This window comes from Actinopolymorpha pittospori (genome assembly GCF_014873875.1).
GTDB lineage: Bacteria > Actinomycetota > Actinomycetes > Propionibacteriales > Actinopolymorphaceae > Actinopolymorpha > Actinopolymorpha pittospori.
The window spans coordinates 1,138,742-1,161,899 of the sequence record NZ_JADBEM010000001.1; the positions used below are offsets into that span (position 1 = coordinate 1,138,742).

Annotated in this window: 23 protein-coding genes and 1 pseudogene; 9 read left to right on the forward strand and 15 right to left on the reverse strand. The window is 67.2% G+C overall.

Translation table 11 applies throughout. The features are described 5' to 3' along the window. Positions 1-42 precede the first annotated feature (42 nt). From HEB94_RS05325 to HEB94_RS05335, 3 genes are read left to right on the forward strand one after another with little or no spacing between them, the layout of a single operon-like run. Positions 43-2,265, forward strand: a complete 2,223-nt coding sequence (locus tag HEB94_RS05325; protein ID WP_192748878.1) for an MMPL family transporter — start codon at positions 43-45, stop codon at positions 2,263-2,265. A gap of 5 nt (positions 2,266-2,270) precedes the next feature. Beyond that, the gene (locus HEB94_RS05330) at positions 2,271-3,455 is read left to right on the forward strand and encodes a sensor histidine kinase (RefSeq protein ID WP_192748879.1); all 1,185 of its coding nucleotides are present in this window, start codon (positions 2,271-2,273) and stop codon (positions 3,453-3,455) included. Between the two features lies 1 nt (position 3,456). Next, on the forward strand, positions 3,457-4,122 hold the full coding sequence (locus HEB94_RS05335; protein ID WP_192748880.1) for a response regulator: 666 nt from the start codon (positions 3,457-3,459) through the stop codon (positions 4,120-4,122). Between the two features lie 240 nt (positions 4,123-4,362). On the opposite strand, the gene HEB94_RS05340 is transcribed toward HEB94_RS05335, so the two are convergent. From HEB94_RS05340 to HEB94_RS05350, 3 genes are all read right to left on the reverse strand, one after another. Further along, positions 4,363-4,656 carry a GlsB/YeaQ/YmgE family stress response membrane protein gene (locus tag HEB94_RS05340; RefSeq protein ID WP_192748881.1) on the reverse strand — a complete coding sequence of 98 codons (294 nt, stop codon included), beginning with the start codon at positions 4,654-4,656 and terminating at the stop codon, positions 4,363-4,365. 542 nt (positions 4,657-5,198) lie between these two features. Then, complete coding sequence (locus HEB94_RS05345) at positions 5,199-5,438, reverse strand: STAS domain-containing protein (protein WP_192748882.1); 240 nt, start codon at positions 5,436-5,438, stop codon at positions 5,199-5,201. Positions 5,439-5,942: 504 nt separating this feature from the next. Continuing rightward, entirely contained in the window at positions 5,943-7,121 is a 1,179-nt protein-coding gene (locus HEB94_RS05350) for a S1 family peptidase (RefSeq protein ID WP_192748883.1), read from the reverse strand. Between the two features lie 192 nt (positions 7,122-7,313). Between HEB94_RS05350 and HEB94_RS05355 the strand changes: the two genes are divergently transcribed. Further along, a complete protein-coding gene (locus HEB94_RS05355; protein WP_202896150.1) occupies positions 7,314-8,237 on the forward strand; it encodes an NAD(P)H-binding protein in 924 nt (307 codons plus the stop codon). A gap of 751 nt (positions 8,238-8,988) precedes the next feature. Further along, positions 8,989-9,363, forward strand: coding sequence for a hypothetical protein (locus HEB94_RS05360; RefSeq protein WP_192748885.1), 375 nt, complete (start codon positions 8,989-8,991; stop codon positions 9,361-9,363). A gap of 296 nt (positions 9,364-9,659) precedes the next feature. Here HEB94_RS05360 and HEB94_RS05365 read toward each other — a convergent pair whose 3' ends face one another. The 3 genes from HEB94_RS05365 to HEB94_RS05375 form a co-directional block, all read right to left on the reverse strand. Then, positions 9,660-10,154: a hypothetical protein gene (locus HEB94_RS05365; protein ID WP_192748886.1), complete on the reverse strand. Its 495-nt coding sequence runs from the start codon at positions 10,152-10,154 to the stop codon at positions 9,660-9,662. Positions 10,155-10,360: 206 nt separating this feature from the next. Beyond that, the gene (locus HEB94_RS05370; protein ID WP_202896151.1) at positions 10,361-11,239 is read right to left on the reverse strand and encodes a cytochrome c oxidase assembly protein; all 879 of its coding nucleotides are present in this window, start codon (positions 11,237-11,239) and stop codon (positions 10,361-10,363) included. Next, positions 11,236-11,823 carry a DUF2243 domain-containing protein gene (locus HEB94_RS05375; protein ID WP_192748887.1) on the reverse strand — a complete coding sequence of 196 codons (588 nt, stop codon included), beginning with the start codon at positions 11,821-11,823 and terminating at the stop codon, positions 11,236-11,238. The genes HEB94_RS05370 and HEB94_RS05375 overlap by 4 nt, the downstream gene beginning before the upstream one ends. A gap of 235 nt (positions 11,824-12,058) precedes the next feature. Between HEB94_RS05375 and HEB94_RS54375 the strand changes: the two genes are divergently transcribed. Further along, the gene (locus tag HEB94_RS54375; protein ID WP_420481579.1) at positions 12,059-12,559 is read left to right on the forward strand and encodes a methyltransferase; all 501 of its coding nucleotides are present in this window, start codon (positions 12,059-12,061) and stop codon (positions 12,557-12,559) included. Here HEB94_RS54375 and HEB94_RS05385 read toward each other — a convergent pair. Beyond that, positions 12,471-13,043, reverse strand: a complete 573-nt coding sequence (locus HEB94_RS05385) for a hemerythrin domain-containing protein (protein ID WP_192748888.1) — start codon at positions 13,041-13,043, stop codon at positions 12,471-12,473. The genes HEB94_RS54375 and HEB94_RS05385 overlap by 89 nt on opposite strands. A gap of 56 nt (positions 13,044-13,099) precedes the next feature. Further along, entirely contained in the window at positions 13,100-14,089 is a 990-nt protein-coding gene (locus tag HEB94_RS05390; protein WP_192748889.1) for a manganese catalase, read from the reverse strand. A 1,085-nt stretch (positions 14,090-15,174) separates the two neighbouring features. On the opposite strand from HEB94_RS05390, the gene HEB94_RS05395 reads away from it, so the two are divergent. From HEB94_RS05395 to HEB94_RS49020, 3 genes are all read left to right on the forward strand, one after another. Then, positions 15,175-15,408: a hypothetical protein gene (locus HEB94_RS05395; protein ID WP_192748890.1), complete on the forward strand. Its 234-nt coding sequence runs from the start codon at positions 15,175-15,177 to the stop codon at positions 15,406-15,408. Positions 15,409-16,140: 732 nt separating this feature from the next. Further along, entirely contained in the window at positions 16,141-17,145 is a 1,005-nt protein-coding gene (locus HEB94_RS05405; protein ID WP_192748891.1) for an SDR family NAD(P)-dependent oxidoreductase, read from the forward strand. Between the two features lie 5 nt (positions 17,146-17,150). Then, on the forward strand, positions 17,151-17,333 hold the full coding sequence (locus HEB94_RS49020) for a flavodoxin family protein (protein ID WP_202896153.1): 183 nt from the start codon (positions 17,151-17,153) through the stop codon (positions 17,331-17,333). 67 nt (positions 17,334-17,400) lie between these two features. Here the strand turns inward: HEB94_RS49020 and HEB94_RS05415 are convergent, their stop codons facing one another. The 7 genes and pseudogenes from HEB94_RS05415 to HEB94_RS05445 all read right to left on the reverse strand — a co-directional run bounded on the left by HEB94_RS05415 (position 17,401) and on the right by HEB94_RS05445 (position 22,659). Continuing rightward, positions 17,401-18,192, reverse strand: a complete 792-nt coding sequence (locus HEB94_RS05415) for a transposase (RefSeq protein ID WP_238361430.1) — start codon at positions 18,190-18,192, stop codon at positions 17,401-17,403. 203 nt (positions 18,193-18,395) lie between these two features. Next, positions 18,396-18,951 (reverse strand): annotated as a pseudogene (locus tag HEB94_RS05420) (dihydrofolate reductase family protein). Positions 18,952-19,183: 232 nt separating this feature from the next. Beyond that, positions 19,184-19,888, reverse strand: a complete 705-nt coding sequence (locus HEB94_RS05425; protein WP_192748892.1) for a VOC family protein — start codon at positions 19,886-19,888, stop codon at positions 19,184-19,186. Positions 19,889-20,059: 171 nt separating this feature from the next. After that, entirely contained in the window at positions 20,060-20,665 is a 606-nt protein-coding gene (locus HEB94_RS05430; protein WP_337917482.1) for an IS110 family transposase, read from the reverse strand. 23 nt (positions 20,666-20,688) lie between these two features. Then, positions 20,689-21,087, reverse strand: coding sequence for a VOC family protein (locus HEB94_RS05435; protein WP_192748893.1), 399 nt, complete (start codon positions 21,085-21,087; stop codon positions 20,689-20,691). Positions 21,088-21,194: 107 nt separating this feature from the next. Continuing rightward, a complete protein-coding gene (locus HEB94_RS05440) occupies positions 21,195-22,088 on the reverse strand; it encodes a glucose 1-dehydrogenase (protein ID WP_202896154.1) in 894 nt (297 codons plus the stop codon). Between the two features lie 25 nt (positions 22,089-22,113). Further along, entirely contained in the window at positions 22,114-22,659 is a 546-nt protein-coding gene (locus HEB94_RS05445) for a hemerythrin domain-containing protein (protein ID WP_192748894.1), read from the reverse strand. Positions 22,660-23,158: the final 499 nt, after the last annotated feature.

Sequence of the window (23,158 nt, forward strand, 5' to 3'; positions counted from 1 at the left end):
GAGGCTGTCGAGCACACCCCCGCTACGACCAGCATTTTCGGCATGACAAATCTTCCTGTTCGGATAGCTCGTTGGAGCGCCTGGCACCCCTGGCGCGCGATCGGGGGCTGGTTCCTGCTCGTCGCCGTGTGCCTCGGCGCCGGCATCCTGGTGGGCGGCAACCCCGCCACCGCCGACGACTTCCAGGTCGGTGAGGCCGGCCGGGCCGAGGCGATGGCCAGCGAGGGTGGCCTGCAGCAGAAGCCGCTGGAGCGGGTGCTCATCACCGCGAAGCCGGGGACGGGACGCCTGGACCGCGCCGCGGCCGACGCCGCCGCCCGCGACGTCGCCGAGGCGATGAGGAGACTGCCCGAAGCCCGATCCGTGGCCGCGCCGGTCTACGCCTCGAACGGTACGGCGGTCCGGGTCGACATCACCCTCAAGGGCGCCGAACTCGACGGCAAGAAGCACGTCGACCCACTACTGGCCCAGACCGCGAAGGTACAGGCCGCCCATCCGGACCTGCGGGTGGAGGAGACCGGGAGCCCGTCCATCAGCAAGGGCGTGGACGAGCTGCGGGGCAAGGACCTTCAGCGCACCGAGGTGATCGCGTTGCCGGTCACGCTGGTCACCCTGCTGGTCGTGTTCAGCTCGATCGCGCTGGCCATCGTGCCGATGCTGCTCGCGTTGTCGTCCATCGCCGCGGCCGTGGGGCTGTCGATGCTGGCCTCGCACGTCTTCCCAGACGCCGGGGTCGGCACCAACATCATCCTGCTGATCGGGTTGGCGGTCGGTGTCGACTACACCCTCTTCTACCTCAAGCGGGAACGCGAGGAACGCGCCCGCGCCGGTGGCCGGCTGACCCCGCAGGCCGTGGTCGAAGTGGCCGCCGCCACCTCCGGACGCGCCGTCGTGATCTCCGGACTCGCGGTCGCCCTGTCCAGCGCCACCCTCTACCTCGCCGACGACGTCATCTTCTCCTCCATCGCCACCGGCGCGATCGTGGTCACCCTGGTCGCCGTCGTCAGCTCGCTGACCGTCCTTCCCGCGCTGCTCGCCAAGCTCGGCGTCCGGGCGGAACGGCGGGCGCAACGCCGAGCCGCCCGCGCCACCAGGCGTGGCACGCCGGTCGCACCGAAGCAGCCCAGGCGGACCAGGACGGGTCCGGGCCGGATCACCGCGGCGATTCTGCGTCCCACCAGCCGCCACCCCGCCATCACCCTGGTCGTCGCGACGCTGGCCATGCTCGCCCTTGCCGCTCCGGTGCTGAGCCTCAGGCTCACCGACATGGGCCGCGAGACCCACCCTCGCGTCATCCCCGCCATGCAGACCTACGACCGGCTCAACCAGGCGTTCCCGGAACTCAAGGCCGTGCACCAGGTCGTCGTACGCGCCAACCCCGACCAGACCGCGGAGGTGACCAGCGCGCTGCGCGACCTCGCCCGGCGCGCGAAGACCGACCCGGACCTCGCCGGTACGGCGGAGGTGCGTACCTCAGCCGACCACCGGATCAGCATGCTGGAACTGGCCGTCCCCCACTACGTCAGCACCGAGGCGGCGCTGACGTCCCTGCAGCGGGTCCGCGACACCTACGTGCCGGCGACCCTCGGCAAGGTGCCCGGCGCGCAGATCGCCGTCACCGGGGACGTCGCCCGCTACGCCGACTACCCCGAACACCAGAAGCAGAAGCTGCCCCTGATCATCGGGGCGCTGCTGCTGGCCACCTTCGCCATGACGGTGTGGGCGTTCCGGTCGGTGGTCCTGGGCCTGGTCGGCGTGGTGTTGAACCTGCTCTCGGCCGCCGCGTCTCTTGGTCTGCTGGTCCTGGTCTTCCAGGGCCGCTGGGCACAAGGGCTGCTCGACTTCACCTCCACCGGTTCGATCGGCTCCCGGGTGCCGCTGTTCCTCTTCGTGATCCTGTTCGGGCTGTCGATGGACTACCAGGTGTTCGTGATCAGCCGGATCAGGGAGACGGTGCTACGCGGCGTGCCCACCCGTAAGGCCGTCCTCGACGGCATCGGCTCCTCCGCCAGCGTGGTGACCAGCGCCGCGATCGTGATGGTGACGGTGTTCGCCAGCTTCGCCGCCCTGCACATCATCGAGATGAAGCAGATCGGCTTCAGCCTCGCGGCCGCCGTACTGTTGGACGCCGTGATCATCCGGATCCTGATCCTGCCCGCGCTGATGCTGCTGCTGGGCGAGAAGGTGTGGTGGCCCTCGCGCAGCGGGCACCAGGGCGACGGCGACCCGTCCCCGGTGCAGCGGCCACTGGCGAAAGTAGGCTGACCGGCATGGATCCGCGGCCGCAGCCAGGCGAACGGTTCCGGAGCCGGACCCTGCACCGCTGGTACGCCCTCACCTGGGTACTGCTGGGCGCGTGTCCTCCGGTCATCGGGGCGTTGGACGAACTCGACACCAGCAAGTACTGGTTGTTCGGGCTGCTGGCCGTGATCTGCCTCAGCTACCTTCTCGTTGGGGCCTTCCCCGCCAACCCGATCCTGCGCCCACGCACGTTCCTGGGTGTCCTCGTTGTCGGTCTGGCAGTGGTCGCCTACCTCCTCGAAGGCGGCGCGTCGCTGTTCATCATGTCGCTCCCGCTGTTCTGGATCTTCGCGACCGGTCCACGGCAGGCGATCGGTTTCAGCGGCGCTGCCGCCGCCACGAGCATCATCGGCGGCACCGCCCCGCAGGGCTGGAGCCCGAACTTCCTTACCGGCAACGTCATCGCCATCCTCATCGGCTACGCAGCCAGCGTGCTGCTCGGGTTGTGGATGGACAAGGTGCTCGGTCAAAGCGACGAACGCGCCCGCCGCCTGAACACCGAACTGGAACACGCGCAACACCAGCTTGCCCAGGCCCACCAACGCCAGGGCGCCGCAGACGAACGCGAACGACTCGCCCGGGAGATCCACGACACCCTCGCCCAGGGCTTCGCATCCATCGTCGTCCTGGCCGAGGCGGCCCGCTCCGACCTCGACACCGACCCCGCGAGAAGCACCCAGCAGCTGCTCTCGATCGAGAACACCGCACGGGAGAACCTCGCCGAGGCACGCGCCCTGGTCAGCTCGGCACCGGCCGGCGGCATCCCCGCCGGCTCGGTGGCCCAGACCCTGCGCCGTACCCTCGACCGGTTCAGCGAGGACACCGGACTCACCGTCAACGCCGACCTGCGCGACGTCGACTGCGACCAACCGACCCGGATCGCCCTTCTTCGGTGTACGCAGGAGTCGCTGGCCAACGTCCGCAAGCACGCCGCCGCCTCCACCGTGGGCATCGTCTTGTCCGAGCATCCCTTCGGGATCGAGCTGGAGATCACCGACGACGGCCGCGGCTTCGTCGTCGAGGAGTCCCACGGCTTCGGGCTCAACGGCATGCGCAAACGTCTCGCCGAACTCGGCGGAGAACTCACCGTCACCAGCTCGGTCGGGGACGGCACCCGCGTCCTCGCCATGATCCCCAGCAACGGTCAGGTGTGACATGACGGCAGAACCCACCATCCGCGTCGTCGTGGTCGACGACCACACGGTGATGCGCGCCGGCGTGGTCGCGCTCCTGGCCTCCGAACCCGACATCGAGATCGTCGGCGAGGCCGACGACGGCCACGCCGGCGTCGAACTCGTCGAGCACCTGAAACCCGACGTCGCGTTGGTCGACCTGCGCATGCCCGTCCTGGACGGCGTCGCCGCCACCACCGAGATCCTCACCGGCCCGACAGGCACCCGCGTGCTGATCCTCACCACCTACGACACCGACACCGACATCGAACGCGCGGTCGAGGCCGGCGCCATCGGCTACCTGCTCAAGGACGCCACCCGGGCCCAGCTCGCCGACGCCATCCGCGCCGCCGCGCGCGGCGAGACGGTCCTGGCGCCACGGATCGCGGAACGGCTGGTCGCCCGCATGCGAGCGCCCGCCCCGGTGGCGCTGACCAGCCGGGAGGTCGACGTGCTCAACGCCGTGGCCGACGGCCTGTCCAACGCCGACATCGGCAAACGGCTGGTCATCGCCGAGGCCACGGTGAAGACCCACCTACTGCGCGTGTTCGCCAAGCTCGACGTGAGCGACCGCACCCGGGCGGTGGTCGTCGCCCTCGAACGCGGCCTGCTGACCCGCCCGAGGCGGCCGGGCCTGTCCAGGGACTGAGGCCCCGTGAACTCACACCGCCATGGCGGACGCGATCTTCGCGCACCCGCTCCTGGCGGAGGGCCCCAATACCAACACCCTCTTCGCGAAGTTCGACCCCTCAGTCCGGATCAACCGAAGGAATGCTCGGCCGTGCATCGGCCCGGTGGTCGAGTCACGCTCTGCTGGTCGGCCGCTGCGGGCCACATGCACCTGAACTTGTCGAGGCCTGGTAGCGCGGTGTTCACGTCAGTCCGAGGTTCAGATGGCCTTGCCGCGCCTGCCGGTGACCCTTCCCCGCGGCCCTCCGGTAATCAAGGCGGCGATCATGACGAGTACTGCCGCCACGATGATGCTGACGATCCACCGCACCCAGTCGACACCAGGCGTAGCGGCCACCCCGAGCGCGGCGGCGGCGTAATAGCCGATGAGCACTCCACCGATCCCGCAGATAACGGTCAACCAGAGGGGGATGTTGTCCCGGTTACTCGGGGCGACCCATTTGCCGAGCAGGCCGATGATGATTCCCGCGATGATGACGCCAACGATTTCCATCTAACAATTCCTTCCGTGTCCGAGACTACTATTCCCGGTCTTTCCGGGTAGCCGGCCGAGACCAGTTCCGCCTAGCGCGCGGAGTATCAGGAAAGGTTCTTTCTGAAACTGCACGGTGTGTTCGACGTGCGGTTGGTCCTGAGGCTGCGTCTTATGCCCCGGATCCGCCGTGCGAAGCCAGGCCGCAACTCGTTGGGAGGGGCGAGCACTTCGCGGGCGGAGGTGCCGCGTTTCGCACTCGTAGAGGCGCTCCTCGGGAAGAGGATGGCGGCTTAACGGTGACAGACACAGGAAACCGCTGCTACGGTCGACCACTGCAGGCGGGACGCTTGGCCTATGCTCGGCGGCTCTCCCCTGGCAGTCGCAGAGGTCGGCGCCGTACTCCAATGAGCCGTCACCCAACAGCGACCACACGCGCGAACGCGTGCGAGCGCTTCGCGCACCGGAGCCGGAGTGAACGCCCACCGAATCCTCCTCGAGACTGCCGTGACGTCATGCGCCCACAGAGAGCCATGATCGTCGCCGGACAGTCGGCGTGATGGTCAGGCCGGAGAAGGCAAGGCCAAGCGGAACTCCACACCCAGAAGAATCGAGCGATCGCGCAAGGTGGCCAAGGTCTGCGATATGGCCTGCGGGACGGGTACCTGAGTGATCTTGACGACGAGGATCCGAGGCTGGCCGAGTAATAGCCACATCAGCTGTCTTCGTAGCTGCGAGGCGTTGGTGAGATGAACGTCGCCGGTAACAGTGACGGTGTGGCCCTGGCTGTCGCGGCTCCACAAGATCTCCGTCTCCGCGGGATCGAGTGGCCTAGGACCAACCACGAGTGAACCCGGATCTGGTCCGGGCGGGACGTGCGGGGATGCTTCCGGCGAAGAAGTCTTCCCGCGTGAACCTGGCCGCCAAGGGAGAGACCTTGGCGCAAAGATCGAACGGTCCGATGGAAATCGCTCCAGGTCAGGCATAGGGTCGTCCTCACCAACACGAATCGCTGCGGCACAAGGCCGTGTCCAACCGGGTTCGAGGCTAACAGTCTGGCCCGCTTGTCGCAGGCGGTGTACGGCCGGTGTAGCCCCTAACAGGCGTGATCCACGGCTACACCGGCCGCGCCACCACCTACTGAAGTCCGGATGATCGGCGTAGCGCGCCTCAGAGCCGCTGACCGAAGGAGAAGGCCCAGGGAAGGGCCTCCATCCCGGGGCTTCTGGTGTGATCCATCGTGAGTGTGCGACCACCAGTTTCACGGTTCCCCCCTGACGCCACGGCAACGTCCGTCCATGGAGCCGTCACGGGCTGACGCTCACCGGGTCAGATGTGGCCGTGCTGGTCCCACCCCCGTTTGCGGCAGTGACCTGGCAGGCGACCTGCTGGTCGGCGAGGTCCGCGCCCACGCGCAGATCGGCGGTGTCGGCCCCCTCGACCGGTGCCGGGAATACGAACGGACCCAGGTAGGTGACGGTCACCCACTGATAGGCCGCTGTCTGCGGCAGCCCGCCGCGCGACCGGCTCCACCGAGGCGGGACACAGTGCAAGGTGGCGCCCACGACCGGGGTCCCGCTCACGCGCGCGGCTCTGGCTGGATAAGGCTGCAGCACCGGGTGGCGGGCGAACGCCCAACGCCGGAGGTTCGTGACGTCTGCCGAGTACGCAGGCGACGGCTCACCGCACGCCTTGCCGGCCGTCTCACCTCCGAAGCTGAACAGACCCACGAGTGCGGGCCGTCCGCCGGAGTAGGACACTACGGGACTTCCACTGTCCTGGTAGCACCCCGTGACGGCACCAGCAACGTCCTGCGCACACGTGACCGAGCGGCGGTCGACAGTCGCAGGCGTTTGCCGTTCGCAGGCTTCCGCACCGAGCGCGGTCAAGTCTCCGCGGTGCAGGATGTCGTTGCGGAACTCGCCCTGCCCAGCCTGGCCGGTGGATCCGTGCGCGAACATCGAGACGGCCGAACCCGGCGACGGGCGGTGCTCCGCGATCCGAAGGGGAGCGATGTCGTGGATCGGCCGGTCCAACAGGATGACTGCGAGGTCGTTCCTCGCACTTGAAAGGTTCGGGTCCGTCGGGTCGACTGGCGACGGGAGAATCTCGTACCCGGGCAGCACCGAGATGCCACGCACGGGGCGAACCTCGCCAGCCTCCTCCGACAGAACCCGCGCGTTGATGTGCACGTCGAGTTGGCTCGGGTCCACATGGTCGACGCAGTGCACCGCTGTGAGCACCCGGTCGGGTGCCACCAACGCACCGCCGCACCCGGCGAGTTGCAGAAGAGGAGCGTCGCCGCGTACAGCCAGGGTCGCCACCCAGGGCGCGGCGTCCGGATCGTCGACCGGCTGACCGCCCGACATGGCAGCGGCGGGGCCGGCCGTACCGACCAGCAGGCTGAAGGCTCCGCCGAGCGCGGCCACCTGAGCGAGTACGCGAGCAAACCTTCGTTGTCGTGGCGATTTGATCCTTTTCTGCATGCGCGCAACGGTAGGGAGAGCGCGGGCAGCCGTAATCCGGCATTTCACCACACAATCCCCCAAATCGCCCCTTAACCTCGCCACGTCAACCCGGACCGTCGGTCCCTGCTTGACGCCCAGATGCTCACCGCACGCGGGCGCGCGCCACCGAGACCTAATCGCCGCGCCCCGCGCACGGCGCATACTGGGTGGGTGGGCCAGCACCGTGCAGCCAACCTGGACGTGGTCACTGGGGCGTTCAGCTACTCAGGCGCGGCGATCACTGCGGCGCTGCTGGCCACCGGGCGACGGGTCCGCACCCTGACCGGCCATCCCGACCGGGCACAGACCGGAACACCCGTCGAGGTCCGGCCGCTCGACTTTGACGATCCCACTGGCTTGGTCGACTCCTTGCGCGGCGCCCAGACCCTGTACAACACCTACTGGGTGCGGTTCCCTCGCGGACGGATCAACCACGACGTGGCGGGGGCCAACTGCCGCACCCTCTTCCACGCCGCCAGAACGGCAGGTGTCGACCGGATCGTGCACCTCTCGATCACCCATCCAGACATCGACTCGCCCTACCCGTACTTTCAGGGCAAGGCGCTGGCCGAACGTGCGCTCGCCGAGACAGGGATCAGCTACGCCGTGCTGCGCCCGGCGATCCTGTTCGGCGGGGACGGCGTGCTGCTGAACAACATCGCCTGGCTGCTCAGGCGCTTCCCGATATTCGCGGTCGGCGGCACTGGCGGCTACCCGGTGCGCCCGATCCACGTCGACGACCTGGCGCGCCTGTGCGTTGCGGCAGGGGCGTCGGACGTCACCTCCATCACCGACGCCGTCGGTCCGGAACGGCCATCCTTCCTCGATCTGGTCCGCACTATCGCCGAGGCGGTACGCAGCAGGGCCCGAATCGTCCCGGTGCCCGAAACCTTGATCCCGCCACTGGCCGCAGCCCTCGGCCTTGCACTGCGGGACGTGTTGTTAACCGCCGAGGAGTACCACGCCACGGCCGCCGGGCTGGCCGACAGCGATGGCCCAGCGACAGGAACGGTGCGGCTCAGCGAGTGGATCGCCAGCAACGCCGACGCACTCGGCATCCGCTACGCGAGCGAGATCGATCGCCACTTCCGATGATGCCCCTTGACGCGGCGGGTGCCCTAGCCCAGGTTCTACTCCGACGAGGGCCCACATCCGGCTCGATCGCACGGCCATGCGTCGGCACGGCTTCCGCCCAGGCCGCCTACTCGCTCTACGGCACGTTCTGAGGCGAGGCTGGTGACGGGTCGGAGGGCTGGCGCCGGCCGCTGACGACCAGGCGTAACCCCGACCACCAGAGGGTGCACGCAGCTCCGGATGACCCTTCGACACCGCCAAGTCCGGAAGGGCCAATACGCTGCCTCCTCGTCGGCGCGGCTTAGCCAGACAACTCTTCGGGACGCAGTCGACAGCGAACCAGCAGGAGCGCAAGTGCGACCCGCGTTCCGACGATGAAACTCTCGCAACAAGGGCCCTTCGGTGGAGCACCATCGCTGGTCGCGACAAGCCCGGATACCAGGTAGGTTGCCGTCATGAGTGAGCAGCCAGTGCACAGTCGGGACGAGAAATCAGGTACCGAGTCGGCGCGTACTCAGGTCTGGGCTAGTTCTGGGGAGGCCGCCCAGTTGCCACTTCACGACTCTGAGCGTCAAGACCATGTTGACAGCCCGGACGCCGACAGTCCCCCGCGCCGACCGTGAGTCCCAGCGCGGGGCCACCGCGCAGCCGCTTGTAGCGGCGGCTCCTACTGCTCTCAACACAGCAAGCGAACCGATCCAGGTGGGTCGCACCAGACACAAGAGTCGATACGACGTAGTGACTGTTCACGCTGTCATGAAGGGAGAGCGACATGGCAACGCCACTGGAAGGCAACGAAGGCCCCATCACCCAGGTGCGAGAGCACATGTCCGTCGTCGATGCTGAGGGCAAGCGGCTCGGCACGGTTGCCGAGGTCAAGATGGGCGACCCCGAGGCGGCCACCGAGCAGGGCCAGCAGATGACGTCGCGTAGCGACATCGCTTCCACCGTCCTCGCCGCCTTCGGTGGCAGGGAACCCTTCGCCGTCCCCTCCTGCGAGGCGGGCGACCTGTTGCGTAAGGGATTCGTGAAAGTCGATCCCCGCGGTGTGTTCAAGCGCGACTTCTACATCAGCGCCGAGGACGTGCTGGGGGTCGACGACCGATCAGTCCGTGTCGCCATCTCCGCTGCCCAGGTAACTGACTGAGGTCGCCGGGGCGGTCTGTGGTCCCATCCTCCTAGTGGGAGGAAGGGACCACCGGCACGCGGCCGACAGCTTGCTTGTCGCGCAGGAACACCACGCCCGCCGCCTGCACTGGACCTACGCGTGGAGCGGACGGCGTGCTCGACTCCCGGGCCCTCCCGCGTGGCTGGGCCTGAAACGGCTTGGTTGTGCTTAGCTGCCACACCTAGTGGCGGAGCTGGGCCGGCAGGCTGCGCCGCTCTCCCGGGTGTCCTCGAAGCGGACCAAGCTCAGCGGCGCAGCGATCAGTCCTCCGACGATCATGTTGCGAACACGTCGGCGGCTGTGGCGGTCCGCAGCTTCTCCAAGGTCTCCGCCTGCTGGGCGCCGCGCCGGATCAGGTCGTCCAGGCGGGTGTGGTCGAGTTTGCCGTCGGCGAGTACCCGCAACGTGCGCCAGCACGACACTTTTCCCTCGACACCCAGCCGCATCAGTTCGAGTTCCAGGACGTCACTGACCGGTGATCGCGAGATCAGGCGGCCGTTGGGCTTGAGTCGGCCGACCTTCTCGCCGAGCCAGCCCAGTGCGGCCTTGTGACGTCGGACCGGGACGCCCAAGTCTTTCATCATCTGTATCAGGGTGGCCCGGTCCTCCGACACCTCCTTGGCCAGCCTGGAGAGCTCCGGTCCCATGCCGTCACCCTGGTGGACCCGGGCGGCTCGGCGTAGCAACTCCACCCCACCGGTCGCGCCGGCGAGGTGATCGTTGAGATAGATGTGGAGGGGAGACGAAGTCCGAGCCGTGGGGCGGTCCATGGAGGTCCTCCTCGAGTCGGAGACCGATGAGCGCTCAGTTTGCTCCGGTTCTCCGCACCCTACGGCGAAGTCACTCCCGAGTCGCGGAAGGCCCGCAGCGAGGCGCCCACCGGATACATCGACCGCACCCCGATGTGGTCGCGTGACGAGATCACCCTGTGGCCGACCGACCGGGCCGCATGGAAGGCCCAGCAACACCGGACCGTCTAGCGAAGTACAGGTGTGGTTGCACGGCCGCGCGTGGGGCGCCAGGTGGCGACGAGCGCGGCAGCGAGGAGAAGTTCGGCGATGTCGCCGCCGTAGTACATGAGTTCCGCGCCACCGCGGACCTGGTGGATGGGGGCGCGGATGTCGATGAGGAACCCGCCGTACATGAGCTGGGCGACGGTGGCGTGCACGGCGACGGCGATACCGAGGATGACCAGCCGGAGAGGAACGCCGGGCCGGGCGGGTGCCGGATCAGGTCCGGCGATGACCCAGGCGAAGAGGCAACCTGAGACCAGGAAGTGCACATGCAACGCCAGATGCAGAGGCTGGTGGTTCATCGTCGCGTTGAACAGCGGGGTGAAGTACACCAGCGGCAGGGTTCCCGTGCTGAGTGTCAGTGCCGTCGCGGGGTGAGTCAGGAACCGCACCGGGACGCTGCGCAGGAGACCAGTCACTCGCCGGCCGTGCCGGGCGCGGAGAGCGCACAACAGCACCGTGATGGGGGCGCCCAGTACCAGCGCCATCGGCGCGTACATGCCGATCATCAGGTGTTGGAGCATGTGCCCACGGAAGTCCCGGTCGGCGAAGACGTCCAGCGGCGCTGACAGGGCGAGAGCGAGTACGACGCATCCAGCCACGAACATCGTGGCACGCGCCGGGCCGGGAGCCCGCACGGTGTTGCGGCGGCGCGCACGCCACCACAGCAGCAGATAGACGACCGCGGCGAGCGCTACGCCCAGCAATGGCAGCAGCCCTTCCAGCATCGACGTTCCCGTTCCACCGCCGTGGCCGTGCATGGGATGGGCGAGCAACGAACGGCCGTGAATCAGGTGTCCGAGTACGGCGGACGCCGAGGTCGACGACAGGGCGGACATCATGCGTCCGGTCCGGAGGCGGCGGTGGTCCCGTCCGGGCGGGGCGGGCGTGGGGTGTCGGAGGTGGGGTCGAAGAATCTGCCGCTGCGCTGCAGGAGGTAGCCGACGACGACCAGCGCGGCGCCCAGGAGCAGGAAGCCGATGTCCCACCAGACCTGCTGCGGACCACCGTGGACGTGATGAATGGCCAGGATGTGATGGTCGACGATTCCTTCAACGAGGTTGAACAGGCCCCATCCGGCCAGCACCCAGCCCCACAGCACCCGGGAGGCCCACACCTGCCGACGATGACGGGTGACCCGCGAATACAAGGTCGCCAGCCCGACCAGGACCGCCACCCAGCACACCACATGGAAGATGCCGTCCCACACCGTGTTCATCTCCAGGCCCGACACGGTGTGGGGGTTGTAGTACCTCACTCCGATGTTGTCGGAGTTGGTGCTGGACAGCATGTGATGCCATTGCAGCAACTGATGCAGCAGGATCCCGTCAACGAACCCGCCCAACCCCACCCCGAGCACGAGTCCCGGCAACCGCAGGCTCACCGGGCGGTCGTCCGCCCTGGCGCGGTCGGCGATGCTGGTCATGGTCGCCCCTGCCCTCGGTGCCTTCGAGAAGATCAAGCTGCTGCTTGATCCCCGCTACCCGTCCAGGCGGCGGGTAACCCTCGGCGTAGCGCCGCTGACAACAGGCCACCCGGGCATTGGCAACTCCAGGACGAGTGATCTATCAGGACCCGCCCACGAAGACCCACGATGGGCGTGAAGTCCGACCTGACCACATGAGGTCGGGCGGCTCGCCCCGCAACACGACTCGCGGCTGCTGGTCGCTGCCCTGGGCAGGGAGCGGCTGCCGAGCGGGGCGCGGGTGCTGGACCTGTGTACCGGCAGCGGGCTGCTCGCCGTGGCGGCCGCCCGCGCCGGCGCCAAGGAGGTCACGGCGGTGGACATCTCCTGGCGGGCGGTCTGGACGGCGCGGACCAACGCGAGACTTCGCCGCCTTCCCGTCACGGTGCGCCGGGGCGACCTCGGCGCACCCGTGCTCGGCGAGCGTTTCGACCTCGTCCTGGCGAACCCGGGTCGCGGACCGGCTCGTGGTCCCGTTCGGCCCGGTGATGCTGGGCCGGGCGTCCTGGTTGGAAGAACGCGGCTACATCCGACCGGGGCAGCGCGAGGAGGAGCTGGTCGTGATCCGGGGAAGCCCATCCCGAGCCAGGAGGATGCAGGACTGGTGGTCACGAACTCTTGTCGGACCTGCTCCAGTCGCGGACGGCGTCTCGGACTCGGTCGAAAACGGCGACTGGAGGACCAGCCAGCAGGTTGACGACAGCTGACTCCCCCGCCGATGGATGCGGTCGCGTGGGTGCGGTCGCTTCCGCAGCCCGTACGGCGCCAGCCATCTTCCTAAGATCCTCGGCCGAGATCTCGCGACGCAAGCCGGGGAACTCCTCACTCTCCTCATGAGAGGCATGCTTGGCCACGGCGTCGGCTAGGGCCGCGAACTTGGTGTCGAAATCCGGATGGCCCACTCCAAGGTCATAGAGCTCGGCCAGTTCGTCCTTGGCCTGTGACTCCTCATTCAGCCGGCTCTCGACCACACGCTCACCGTCTGGAATCTCCCGGCGAGCCGTCGGATGGACGATCTCTTCCTCGGCGGTCTCGTGCACCGCAAGCAACCGCACCAGATCCTCGAACCTCTCCCGCTTACGGTCACCGGTGGCGCTCTGCACCTGGGCGATCAGCGTCCTGATCTGCTCATGCTGCTCGAGCAGCAATTCGATGACGTCCTGATCCTTCGATCCAGCCATCTGCACAGTCCTTTCGTCGTGGCGCTGTCTCGACCCCGTTGGCGGACACTCAGTGACTACCTGCGCTTGCTGGCCTTCTTGGAAACCTTCTTCGCGGCCTTCTGTGCGACCTTCTTGGCCATCTTCGCCGGCGTCTTCTTTGCGGGTGCCTTCTTCGTGGTCTTCTTGGTGGTCTTCTTGGCGTCCTTCTTCACCCCGGCTGCGCGCCTCGTCGCGGGCGGCTTCGGTGTCGTGCCGTGGAAACGTTCGTCCGGAACGGTCGGCGGTGGCATCGGCACGCCGGCCTCGGGCTCGTCGAGGTAGGTGAACTCGCCCTTACCGTCGGGAGTGGGCCCGCTGGCCCACAGTCCGTCGGCCGCCGCGGGGCCGTCAGAGAAGTTGATGTACTGGTAGGACACGCGCCGGTCCTCCAGGTCCAGCGGGAAGGTGTTTGGCACGGGGAGGTCCTCGACCCCGTTCTCCTTGAGATCCTCGATGGCGGCGAGCCACTGGTTCTGGTGCATCGTGTCCCGGGCCAGAAGGAACGACAACAGATCTCTGACGCCGTGGTCGTCGGTCATGTGGTACAGCCGCGCCACTTGGAGCCTTCCCTGCATCTCGGCGTTGGCGTTGGCAGTGAAGTCGGCGAGCAGGTTGCCACTGGCCGTGATGTACGAACCCATCCACGGGTTGCCCATACTGTCAACTGGCCGCACCCCGGCTCCGGCGACGATAGCGTGTTGCACGTCGGTGCCCCCAATGATCGCCGCGACGGTCGGGTCGCTCTGGATGGCACCCTCGGCCACTCCGACCGGGGCGTCCTCCAGAAGCTGCGCGATCATGGTGGCCAGCATCTCCACATGACCGAACTCCTCGGCTCCGATCCCATAGAGCAGGTCGCGATACTTCCCAGGAATGTGGGTGTTCCATGCTTGGAAGCCGTACTGCATGGCCACGGTGATCTCGCCGTACTGCCCGCCCAGTACTTCCTGAAGCTTCCGTGCATAGACCGCGTCAGGACGCTCTGGACTCGCGGCGTGTTGAAGTTCCTGCCTGTGGAAGAACACGATCCACCTTTCAGCCGGTACTCCGGCTCGCCGTTTCGGCGCTTGCAACAGCGCCAGTGCGGATTTGCTGCCACAACTCATCGCACGATAGACCTGCGATGCGCCTCGCCGTACTCGCCAGCCCGCGCCTGACGACGCAAGGCCCAACACATGAGTAGACCCTCACAGATATTCCTAGGCGGCGCCGGCAGACGCGGGACGGCGGGCCGCGTTGCCTTGGGGCGACTGCATGCCGGACGAGACGGATGCGAGGGAACTGGCGAGCATCTGGATCCGTCAGCTCAGAACCAGTATCGCCTACCTGCCACTGGGCGCCCGACCGCGCCAAGGATCCAAAGAATGGCGCCGACAACTAGCAGTACGATTCCTATGATCCATAGGACCTGGATGCCCAGTACGAACCCCAGTACTAACAGGATGATCCCAAGAATGAGCATTCAGTCACCCCGATGCTGCGATGTTCTGTGTGGTAAGAGTCGTGCGTCAAGTGTCTGTGGTTGCGCATCCAGGTGCCGAGCGTTCCGACGAACCCGCACCCGATTTTGGGTCTCGGAGCGAGAGCTATAGTGCATAGCGACGACGCCACGTCAGGTGCGCCAGATGCGCGCCGCGCCCTTCAGGTGGCTGAGTTGACTGTCCTGTTGCTGACCGATTAATCGGTCGGGCGGGAAACCAGGCGTCGGGCCATCCGGCCAGGGCATCACCGAATCCGCCCGGTCATCTGCTGCCCGATCTACTGCTGACCCTGGGTGAGGCGCTCGCCGGCTTAGGTCTTACGGCGCGCCGGAGCGGGTGTTTTCAGAGCCGCCACCCACCCCAGCCCGCGCGACAACGCGTACTTAGCCTGGAAGTAACCGGGGGTGAGCGCAGTGACTACACGGACGACAGCCCGAGGGGCCAGCCAAGCCGCACGGCGTAGATTGCAGCCAGAGGGTCCGCGAGGGCGATCTACCCAAACGAGAGGTTCGCCCTCTCCAGAGAGACGCTCCCGTACGGCGGGGCCGGGGCCTTCCGGACAGCCTGGGACAAGCCGCCCATCGCAGCAAAGGCGCCCTTCACGGCCGAAGACCGCACGCCGAGCCGCAATGGACCGCGCAATCGAACGTCGACGTCTCCACCTCACTCTTCCGCTTGTCGGTTCGATCTCCCTGCCACCGCCCGAACGACTGGGGTGGTACGCCGGCTTGGTGGCGATGGGTGCGCTCGGTATCGTCGACTGGCCCGTGGTCGTAGTGATCTCGGTGGGCCACCTCATGACCGAGGATCAGCACAGCCGACTGGTGCGGGACTTCGGTGATGCCCTCGAACAGACAGGCTGACCAAGCCGGACACTGCAGCGAGCAGCGCGACGGGAGCGCGTGCCCACAAAAGCCAACGGCCCCAGCCCTCTACAGCGCATCACCGAGTGCCGGACGTCCCTTCGTCGTGCGCCTACGTTGGCTAGGCGGAAGAAAGCCTACTTGCCAGATCGTGTTAGTAGGTCGTCTCGAACTCGATCGTGCCGTCACGAATCACCAGCTGGCTAGGCCGCTCAGCGCGACCACGTTCACGGTGCTCTTCCTCGATCGATGGGCGCGCCGATACTTGCAACGCGCAGGGCGGGCCGGGCCGTTTCATGTCGCTGCACCGTGGAAATAACAACGACGGGAGATCAACGGACGGTCTCACCCGGGGGACGCCTACGCCTGGTTCCGGCTGCGGTCGATCATCTATCCGTGGCGTAGGCGGCTTCCCTTTTCGGAGCGTAGGGCTCCACATGTTGAGCCGCTCCCACCACCGCTGGACCGCGCTTCAGAGGGTTACGACGCCTTCGAGCACGAGCGAGACGGCGCACTGGCTACCGCGTCCATCCTGAGTCCGACAAGTGGAAGCTGACCAGGAACGGCGAAGGAATCGGCCACTTCCCGACGCGGGCCGCGGCCGCGGAGAAGGGCACGAAGGCACCTCGGGCCTCGCCAGCCCCCCGGCCACGGGAATGGCACACCGCACGAACATACCGTCCCGCCTTGAGATCAGCATGGCCCCTTCGGCCCGATGGGTAAGTCAAAGTCATGAGTGAGCGTCGAGACCTCCGAGACGGTGATCCGCCCGAGCCGGTTGCCCTGGTGACCGGAGGGTCAAGAGGATTGGGTCTTCTCCTGGCACGCGAGCTGGCCATCCGTGGAATGCGTCTAGTGATCTGCGCTCGGTCAAGCGACGATCTCGCGAGGGCATGCGAGGACCTTCGAGAACGTGGCGCCGAAGTCGTCGCCCTCCCCTGTGACGTGAGTGACTCAGCCGCCGTGCAGAAGATGGTAGGCGAGGCGCTGACGCACTTCGGACGCATCGACGTCGTGGTCAACAACGCGGGAATCATCCAGGTCGGCCCGCTCGACGCGATGACGGTGGAGGACTTCCACAGCGCGCTCGGGGTGATGTGCCTCGGGCCTGTCCACGTGACCTTGGCCGTGCTTCCGCACCTGCGCCGACGGGGTTCTGGGCATGTCATCAACATCACCTCTATCGGCGGCAAGATCGCCGCGCCGCATATCCTCCCGTACGCATGCGCGAAGTTCGGCGCCGTGGGATTCTCCGAGGGGCTTCGAGCAGAGCTCGCTGGTACCGGCATCACCGTTACAACGGTCGTCCCCGGCCTGATGCGCACCGGCTCCCATCTGCGCGCCGAGTTCAAGGGGAACGCTGCCAGGGAGTACGCGTGGTTCGGTGCGGGTGCGAGCCTGCCTCTTGTCTCCATGGACGCCGAACGAGCCGCCCGGCGGATCATCGCTGGCGGCCTATCTGGGAAGCCGGAAGTGACACTGACACCGGTCGCGGTCGCCGCCGCCCGCATGGTCGGCCTCGCACCCGCTCCGACGACCCGTCTGCTCGGCTTTGTCAACCGGCTGTTGCCGAAGCCTCCCCGGCACGGAACGAGCAGATCCGCCCCAGGGTGGAAGGCCGGGCGGGATCTTCAGTCGCGGTTGCACGAGATCCTCACCGCGGCGGGCCACCGTGCCGCCAAGCAGTTCAACCAGACCAACGGGCGAGACCAGTTTCCCCGCCCTCGAGAAGGGTGACTCGGATGCGCGCGGTGGTTCTGAACTGCACCCTCAAGCCGTCGCCCCAGGAATCCAACACCGAACTCCTGGCGCGCGTGGTCATGGACGAGTTCTGCTACCTCGGCGTCGAGGTCGACCACGTTCGAGTGGTCGACCTGCGCAACCACCCGGCGTGGAGACGGACCTCGGGTTGTGGCTGCTCATAGGTGTTTCGCGGGTCGCTCCACGCGCTGCCACCAAGCGGGTGTCGACGAAGCGGATCGTGGGTGCTGTTTAGTCGAGGATGGCCAGGGACCAGCACCAGCCGGCGAGCTCGCGGGCGATGGCGACGTTGGCGATCACGTGGCGTTTGCGGCGCTGGGTGAACTTGTCCCAACGGGCGTGCAGTCGCCGGTTGCCTTGGTCTCCGCGGGCTCGTGCGGCCGCAGACGCCAGGTCCCACCGGTCGCGCAGGGTCTTCCCTGCGACGTAGCGGGCGCGGTGGTGCCAGGCCGCTTCGACCAGCAGCCGGCGCACGTGGATGTTGCCGGTCTTGGTGATCGGTCCCTGCACACGGGAGGCGCCTGAGGAGTGCTCACTGGGCACCAGGCCGACGAAGGATCCGATCGTGTTGCCGGTGAAGCGGTGCCAGTCGCCGATCTCGACCGCCAGGGCGAACCCGGTCAACGTGCTGATCCCTCGAAGGCAGCCGAGTCTGCGCACGATCGGGGTGAACTCGGACTCCGCGGCCATCGTCTCGATCGCGGCGTGGAGGCGGTCTCGGCGTGCCTGGACGGCCAGGACGGCTTCGTAGTCGGACTCGAAGGTCATCGCCACTGCGGCGGTTTCGAAGTGCTGGTGTGCCAGCCAGGTGTGGTGGGCGCCGGTCCAGGCCTGGCCGGCGCAGTAGACGATGCCCTGGCGAAGCAGCAGTTTCGAGAGCCGGTGCCGGGCCCGCATCAGATCACCGCGGCAGTCTTCTCGGGCACGCACGAGGTCCCTGGCAGCCTCTTGGGCGACCGAGGGGACCGTCACGGTGTCGACGATCACGAGTTTCCCCACCCTGACGATCAGTGGCGACCCCATGGGGACGACGTATCAATTCCCCGGTGGGACGACGTACGAAGTGTCGCCGGGCGTCTCGTGCTGTCCGCAAGCCGACCCCTATCCGGACTGATCGTCTGCGGTGAAGAACAGGATCCGGCAGGGACGTCACGATCGCCTCGGAACACAGCGCCACGAGAATCCTTGGGTGGCCCGAAGCCTGCGCTGATCCGAGGTTGGGGTACTCAGCGCCTGGTCTCGTACCTGGTCAGGAGCACGCCGTCGGGGAACGTCCGGGTCTCCACCAGGTTCAGGTTCACCCAGTTGTCCAGGGCGGTGAAGAACGGCGTGCCGCCACCCACCAGGACCGGGTGGGTGACGATCGCGTACTCGTCGATCAGCCCGGCCCGCATGGCCGCCGCGGCGAGTGTGGCGCCGCCGACGTCCATGGGGCCACCGTCCTCAGTCTTGAGCCGGGTGATCTCGGTGACCGCGTCGCCGGTGACCAGGCGGGTGTTCCAGTCGACCGCGCTGGTCGTCGAGGAGAACACCACCTTCGGCATGTCCCGCCAGCGGCGGGCGTACTCGATCTGCGCCGGTGTGGCGCCAGGCTGCTGGTCGGCGGTCGGCCAGTGGGAGCTCATCGCCTCCCACAGTCTGCGCCCGTACAGCGCCAGGCCCCACCCGGTCCGACCACCACTGGAACCACTCGTCGCTCGGCACGCCCCAGCCGAGGTCGTCGCCGGGCGCGGCGATGTAGCCGTCCAAGCTCAGGTTCATACCGAAAGTCAGTTTGCGCATAGCGTCAGCCTCACGTGAATCGCTATTCGGGCGTACAGGCCGCCCCTCACCCCTCCTACGAACGCCTCACTCCGGATCCGACAGGCATGCCGGCAGAAACTTCACACGGACCACAGCGACGCTAGGCGCCGACCCTAGGAATGTGTACCGACTTCGGTTCGATGGCCCTGGTCTATTGCCTTCGTTGAAGGAACCCTGACCGGCACGCGTACCGGAGTCGGTGGCTCGACGCTCAGTCTGCGTGAAGGTCGAATTCGTTGCTGTCTGGGTCGGCCAGTTCGACGCCGTCAGCGAGGTCGGCAAGACGGGTCGCACCGAGCGAGACCAGTCGTTCCGCCTCGCTGGTCGGGTCAGCGGTGACCAAGTCGAAGCGCTGCCGGTTCCTTCCGGCCTTGGGTTGGATCGGCGGTCTGCCCCATGGGTCCCATGAGATCTTGGTGCCGCCGAGCGGCGACTGGACCGCGGTCTGCTCGTTCTCCTCCCACACCAGCGGCCAGCCCAGCGCGTCGCGCCAGAACAGGCCGACGTCCCGGGAACCGTCACAGGTGACCTCGCCGAGGTAGCCGGTGCCGGCCAGGTAGTTGTTGCCCGGCTCGATCACACACAGCTCGTTACCGCCAGGGTCGGCCAGTACGACGTGGTGCTCATCGGCCCCTTGGCCCACGTCAAGGTGGCGGCCGCCTAGGCACAGCGCCTTCTCAACGGTTCGCTGCTGGTCCTCGAGGCTGCTGCTGGTCAGGTGGAGATGCAGCCGTCGCGGGCCAATCTCCTTGGCGTCGGAGGTGACGAAGCGGAGCCCGACCTGAGTCTTGCCACCCGCCACCAACGCGCCGCCGGACTCGGTGCGTACCTCTCGGTCGAGCAGCCCGGCCCAAAAGGCCGCCACCGCGGTCGCGTCGCCCACATCAAAGGTCACCGCTTCCAGTCGCAGAGCCACCTCTGCACCCTAGGGCGGGCTCCTGGCGTTGGCGACCCGGTTTCAGCCGCGGCTGAGCTTCGTGCGGGGCAGCGCGACCCGATAGATGCGGCCCTCGCGTACCGATTGAGGAACACCATGCGTACATACGTGTGGTGCGCGGGAAGCGAAAGCGCTCTGACCAGCGGAGTCTCACATACCCCGTCCCGCAAAGATTCTCACTGAGCCGGGACTATCCGGACGCCACCGGCAGTCACGGCTCGCTCCACCCTCCTCCCACAAGGGGACCGCGATCACGATGTACGTCGTCACGTGGGAACGACATCTACGCCCCTGGGGAATTACGTGATTGTCGACAGTCACGGCAGTCAGTTCGTCCATCCGCAGCAGACGCGCCAGATGCATCGCGTCCCTGGCGTCGGCCTTGACCCGGTCACCGGATGGACGCTGCAGTTTCGACGGTGCCGCGACCACACACCGCACACCCTCCCCGGTCAGCACCCGAGCCCGACCGAACCCTGTCGGGCCAGCCTCATAGGCAACCGCGACCGGTCCGGGCAGCCCACGCAGCCACCCCCGGACGTGATCATGAGAAGGCGTCAGGCGCTCTTTAAACACCTCACCCGTGGCTGTGTCGATCGCTGCCGCGACCACCGACCGGGCGTGCACATCCAGCCCAACGCTCGTACGCTCAACAAACACCGGGGCCTCCCACACATGTCGGACAGGCCGAGCAGGGGCTTCTGCACGGCAACCCACGAATCTGTGTGAGCGAGGCCCCGGACCGCAACCACCCACGCGGAGCGGTCACTCCACACCGTCTAGTCCTCGTGGTCGCGGGCAGGCCAGACGCCTGGGATGAGACAGAACGGGTGCCCGGCGGGATCGGCGTAGATGCGTAGCTGGCCGGCACGGTCCGGTGGCTCCGGCAACCTGGTACCGCCCAACTCCAGCACCCTCCGCTCTACGCGTTCGAGGTCGTCCTGGTCGTCGACGGCGAAGTCGAGGTGAACCTGTTGAGGTCGGCTCGGATCCGGCCATTCCGGCGGCTGGTGGTCGGCGACCTGTTGGAACGACAGGCGCAGGCCGTTGTCGTTGGTCAGGACGCACCAGTCAGGCGCACGCTGCGCGAGTCGCCAGCCGAGCAGTTCACGGTAGAACTCGGCGAGCTTCAGCGGCTCCGGACAGTCGAGGACGGTGGCCCGAAAGAGTGCCGGCACAAGGAACCTCCCAGCGTGTGGACGCTCTCTTCCATCAGGTCGGCGGCCAGGGTCGCGCGTGGACAGTTCGGCGCGCCGCGAGGGAACGTCCGCGACCCGCCTTCGCGCTACGCCAACGGTTTGCCGCCGGTGACGCCAAGGATCTCCCCGTTGACGAAGCTCGACTCACCTGATGCCAGGAACACGAACGCCGGCGCGAGCTCAGCTGGCTGGCCGGGACGCCCGGTGGGAGAGCTGCCACCGAACTTCGCGGCCTTCTCCCCCTCCATCGACGCCGGAATGATCGGCGTCCACACCGGGCCGGGTGCCACAGCGTTGACCCGGATGCCACGTTCGATGAGTTCCTGCGCCAGCCCCTTGGTGAAAGTGACGATGGCACCCTTCGTGGTGGCATACGGCAGCAGCGGCGGCGAGGGCTGGTAGGCCTGGATGGAGGCAACGTTGATGATCGCCGAGCCCGCCTTCATATGGGCAACCGCCTCCTGACACAACCAGAACATCGCGACGATGTTGGTCCTGAACGTGTGCAGGAGAAGATCCTCCGGGATCGACTCCACCCCATCGAAGGTCATCTGATAGGCCGCGTTGTTGACGAGAATGTCGACCCGGCCGAACTCCTCCACAGCCGTGCGGACGATCCGCTCGCACTGCGCCTTCTGACTGATGTCGCCCGGCACCCGCACCGCCCGCCGGCCCGCCTCCTCCACGACCCGTGCCGTCACCGCCGCGTCGGACTCCTCCGCCTCCAGATAGGACAACACCACGTCGGCGCCCTCGCGTGCGAACGCCAAGGCAACCGCGCGACCAATACCGGAGTCGCCCCCGGTGATGACCGCGACGCGATCCTTCAGCCGCCCCAAGCCGCGATAGGTGTCATACCCATAGTCAGGCTCGGGCTCCATCTGCTCATGCAGACCAGGATGCTCTTGTTCCTGCTCGGGAAAATCCGGCCGCGGATAACGCGTGCGGGGATCCTCAGGCGTCATCTGGTCACCAGCCATCAGCCCACTCCTTCACGTCGCGCGGCTACTCCGGCTTGAGCGCCTGCGTCAACTCCTCCTTCGACATCGACGACGCACCCGCGATGTCAGCATTCTTGGCCTGCTGCAGGAGTTCGGCCTTGGTCTCCTCGCCCGGAGCCTCGCCCAGGTGCGCTTCGCGACTTGCCGCGAAGGCGGCACCCAACTCCGCTCTGCGGGCGTCGTCGATCCGCTCCCGGATCCCCGGCAGCACGTCACTCTCTTCCTCGCCTATGTGGTGCCGAACTGCCTTCACGAACTCGTTCAGCGCAGGACCGAACTCGGCCGCGGCAGCGTCGATACCCTGGAGCTTTTCCAGCAACTCCTCCGCCTCGGCGTGCTCCTCCTGGCTGTGCGCTACCTCGTCCGTCTCCCGAGCCTCGCTGCGCGCGACCGGATAGACCTCGGCCTCCTCCGCGCGACTGTGAGCGACGAGCAACGCGGTGACAACCGGCAACGTCAACACCCGCTTGCCCGGCTCGTTCTCTAGGACCTCGAACAGCCGCTCAAGCTCACGATGGTCCGCGATGATCAGGTCAACCACGTCAGACATGTGCCCCTCCAACTGCCCGTACAGCTCCTCGTTTTCGCACCATACCCGGCATCTCGGCTTAACGCAGGGAGGCCATCTGTCTACCAAACCGCAGGGGTGAAGGACCTCTCATGCGGGCGGACATCTGGGCGGTCGCTTCCCGAGATCGCCGCCGTCATGGGCCCGCCCGCGCGATACCGACGTATGGCGACCCGCGAACATGAGCAACTTCTCATCGACTGATGGATGACTGCTCCTGTCGTGGATGGAAGTGTGTGGCCTGGGTCCGCCGCCGGAACAGTCGATCATCCCGCCCGGTTGGCGGGCCCGCCCTACGGTCCGCCGGTCCCGCCGGTGGCGTCCTCGTGATGGATCCCGACGGACTTGGAGCCCGGTGATCCGTGCTCGCACAGGAGACACGCCCAGGACGGCCATCGGCACCCGGTGCGAGGAGTTCGGACCGTCAGGTCTGCAGAGAGCGTTGTTGCACTCGGCCGAGCGGACCGCTCGGCGCACTGCG

Excerpts from the sequence above, each read along its gene's own strand:
- HEB94_RS05325 (WP_192748878.1), top strand. The coding sequence starts at position 43 with ATGACAAATCTTCCTGTTCGGATAGCTCGTTGGAGCGCCTGGCACCCC.
- HEB94_RS05330 (WP_192748879.1), top strand. The coding sequence starts at position 2,271 with ATGGATCCGCGGCCGCAGCCAGGCGAACGGTTCCGGAGCCGGACCCTG.
- HEB94_RS05335 (WP_192748880.1), top strand. The coding sequence starts at position 3,457 with ATGACGGCAGAACCCACCATCCGCGTCGTCGTGGTCGACGACCACACG.
- HEB94_RS05340 (WP_192748881.1), bottom strand. The coding sequence starts at position 4,656 with ATGGAAATCGTTGGCGTCATCATCGCGGGAATCATCATCGGCCTGCTC.
- HEB94_RS05350 (WP_192748883.1), bottom strand. The coding sequence starts at position 7,121 with ATGCAGAAAAGGATCAAATCGCCACGACAACGAAGGTTTGCTCGCGTA.
- HEB94_RS05360 (WP_192748885.1), top strand. The coding sequence starts at position 8,989 with ATGGCAACGCCACTGGAAGGCAACGAAGGCCCCATCACCCAGGTGCGA.
- HEB94_RS05365 (WP_192748886.1), bottom strand. The coding sequence starts at position 10,154 with ATGGACCGCCCCACGGCTCGGACTTCGTCTCCCCTCCACATCTATCTC.
- HEB94_RS05370 (WP_202896151.1), bottom strand. The coding sequence starts at position 11,239 with ATGATGTCCGCCCTGTCGTCGACCTCGGCGTCCGCCGTACTCGGACAC.
- HEB94_RS05375 (WP_192748887.1), bottom strand. The coding sequence starts at position 11,823 with ATGACCAGCATCGCCGACCGCGCCAGGGCGGACGACCGCCCGGTGAGC.
- HEB94_RS05385 (WP_192748888.1), bottom strand. The coding sequence starts at position 13,043 with ATGGCTGGATCGAAGGATCAGGACGTCATCGAATTGCTGCTCGAGCAG.
- HEB94_RS05395 (WP_192748890.1), top strand. The coding sequence starts at position 15,175 with ATGGACCGCGCAATCGAACGTCGACGTCTCCACCTCACTCTTCCGCTT.
- HEB94_RS05405 (WP_192748891.1), top strand. The coding sequence starts at position 16,141 with ATGAGTGAGCGTCGAGACCTCCGAGACGGTGATCCGCCCGAGCCGGTT.
- HEB94_RS49020 (WP_202896153.1), top strand. The coding sequence starts at position 17,151 with ATGCGCGCGGTGGTTCTGAACTGCACCCTCAAGCCGTCGCCCCAGGAA.
- HEB94_RS05415 (WP_238361430.1), bottom strand. The coding sequence starts at position 18,192 with ATGGGGTCGCCACTGATCGTCAGGGTGGGGAAACTCGTGATCGTCGAC.
- HEB94_RS05440 (WP_202896154.1), bottom strand. The coding sequence starts at position 22,088 with ATGGCTGGTGACCAGATGACGCCTGAGGATCCCCGCACGCGTTATCCG.
- HEB94_RS05445 (WP_192748894.1), bottom strand. The coding sequence starts at position 22,659 with ATGTCTGACGTGGTTGACCTGATCATCGCGGACCATCGTGAGCTTGAG.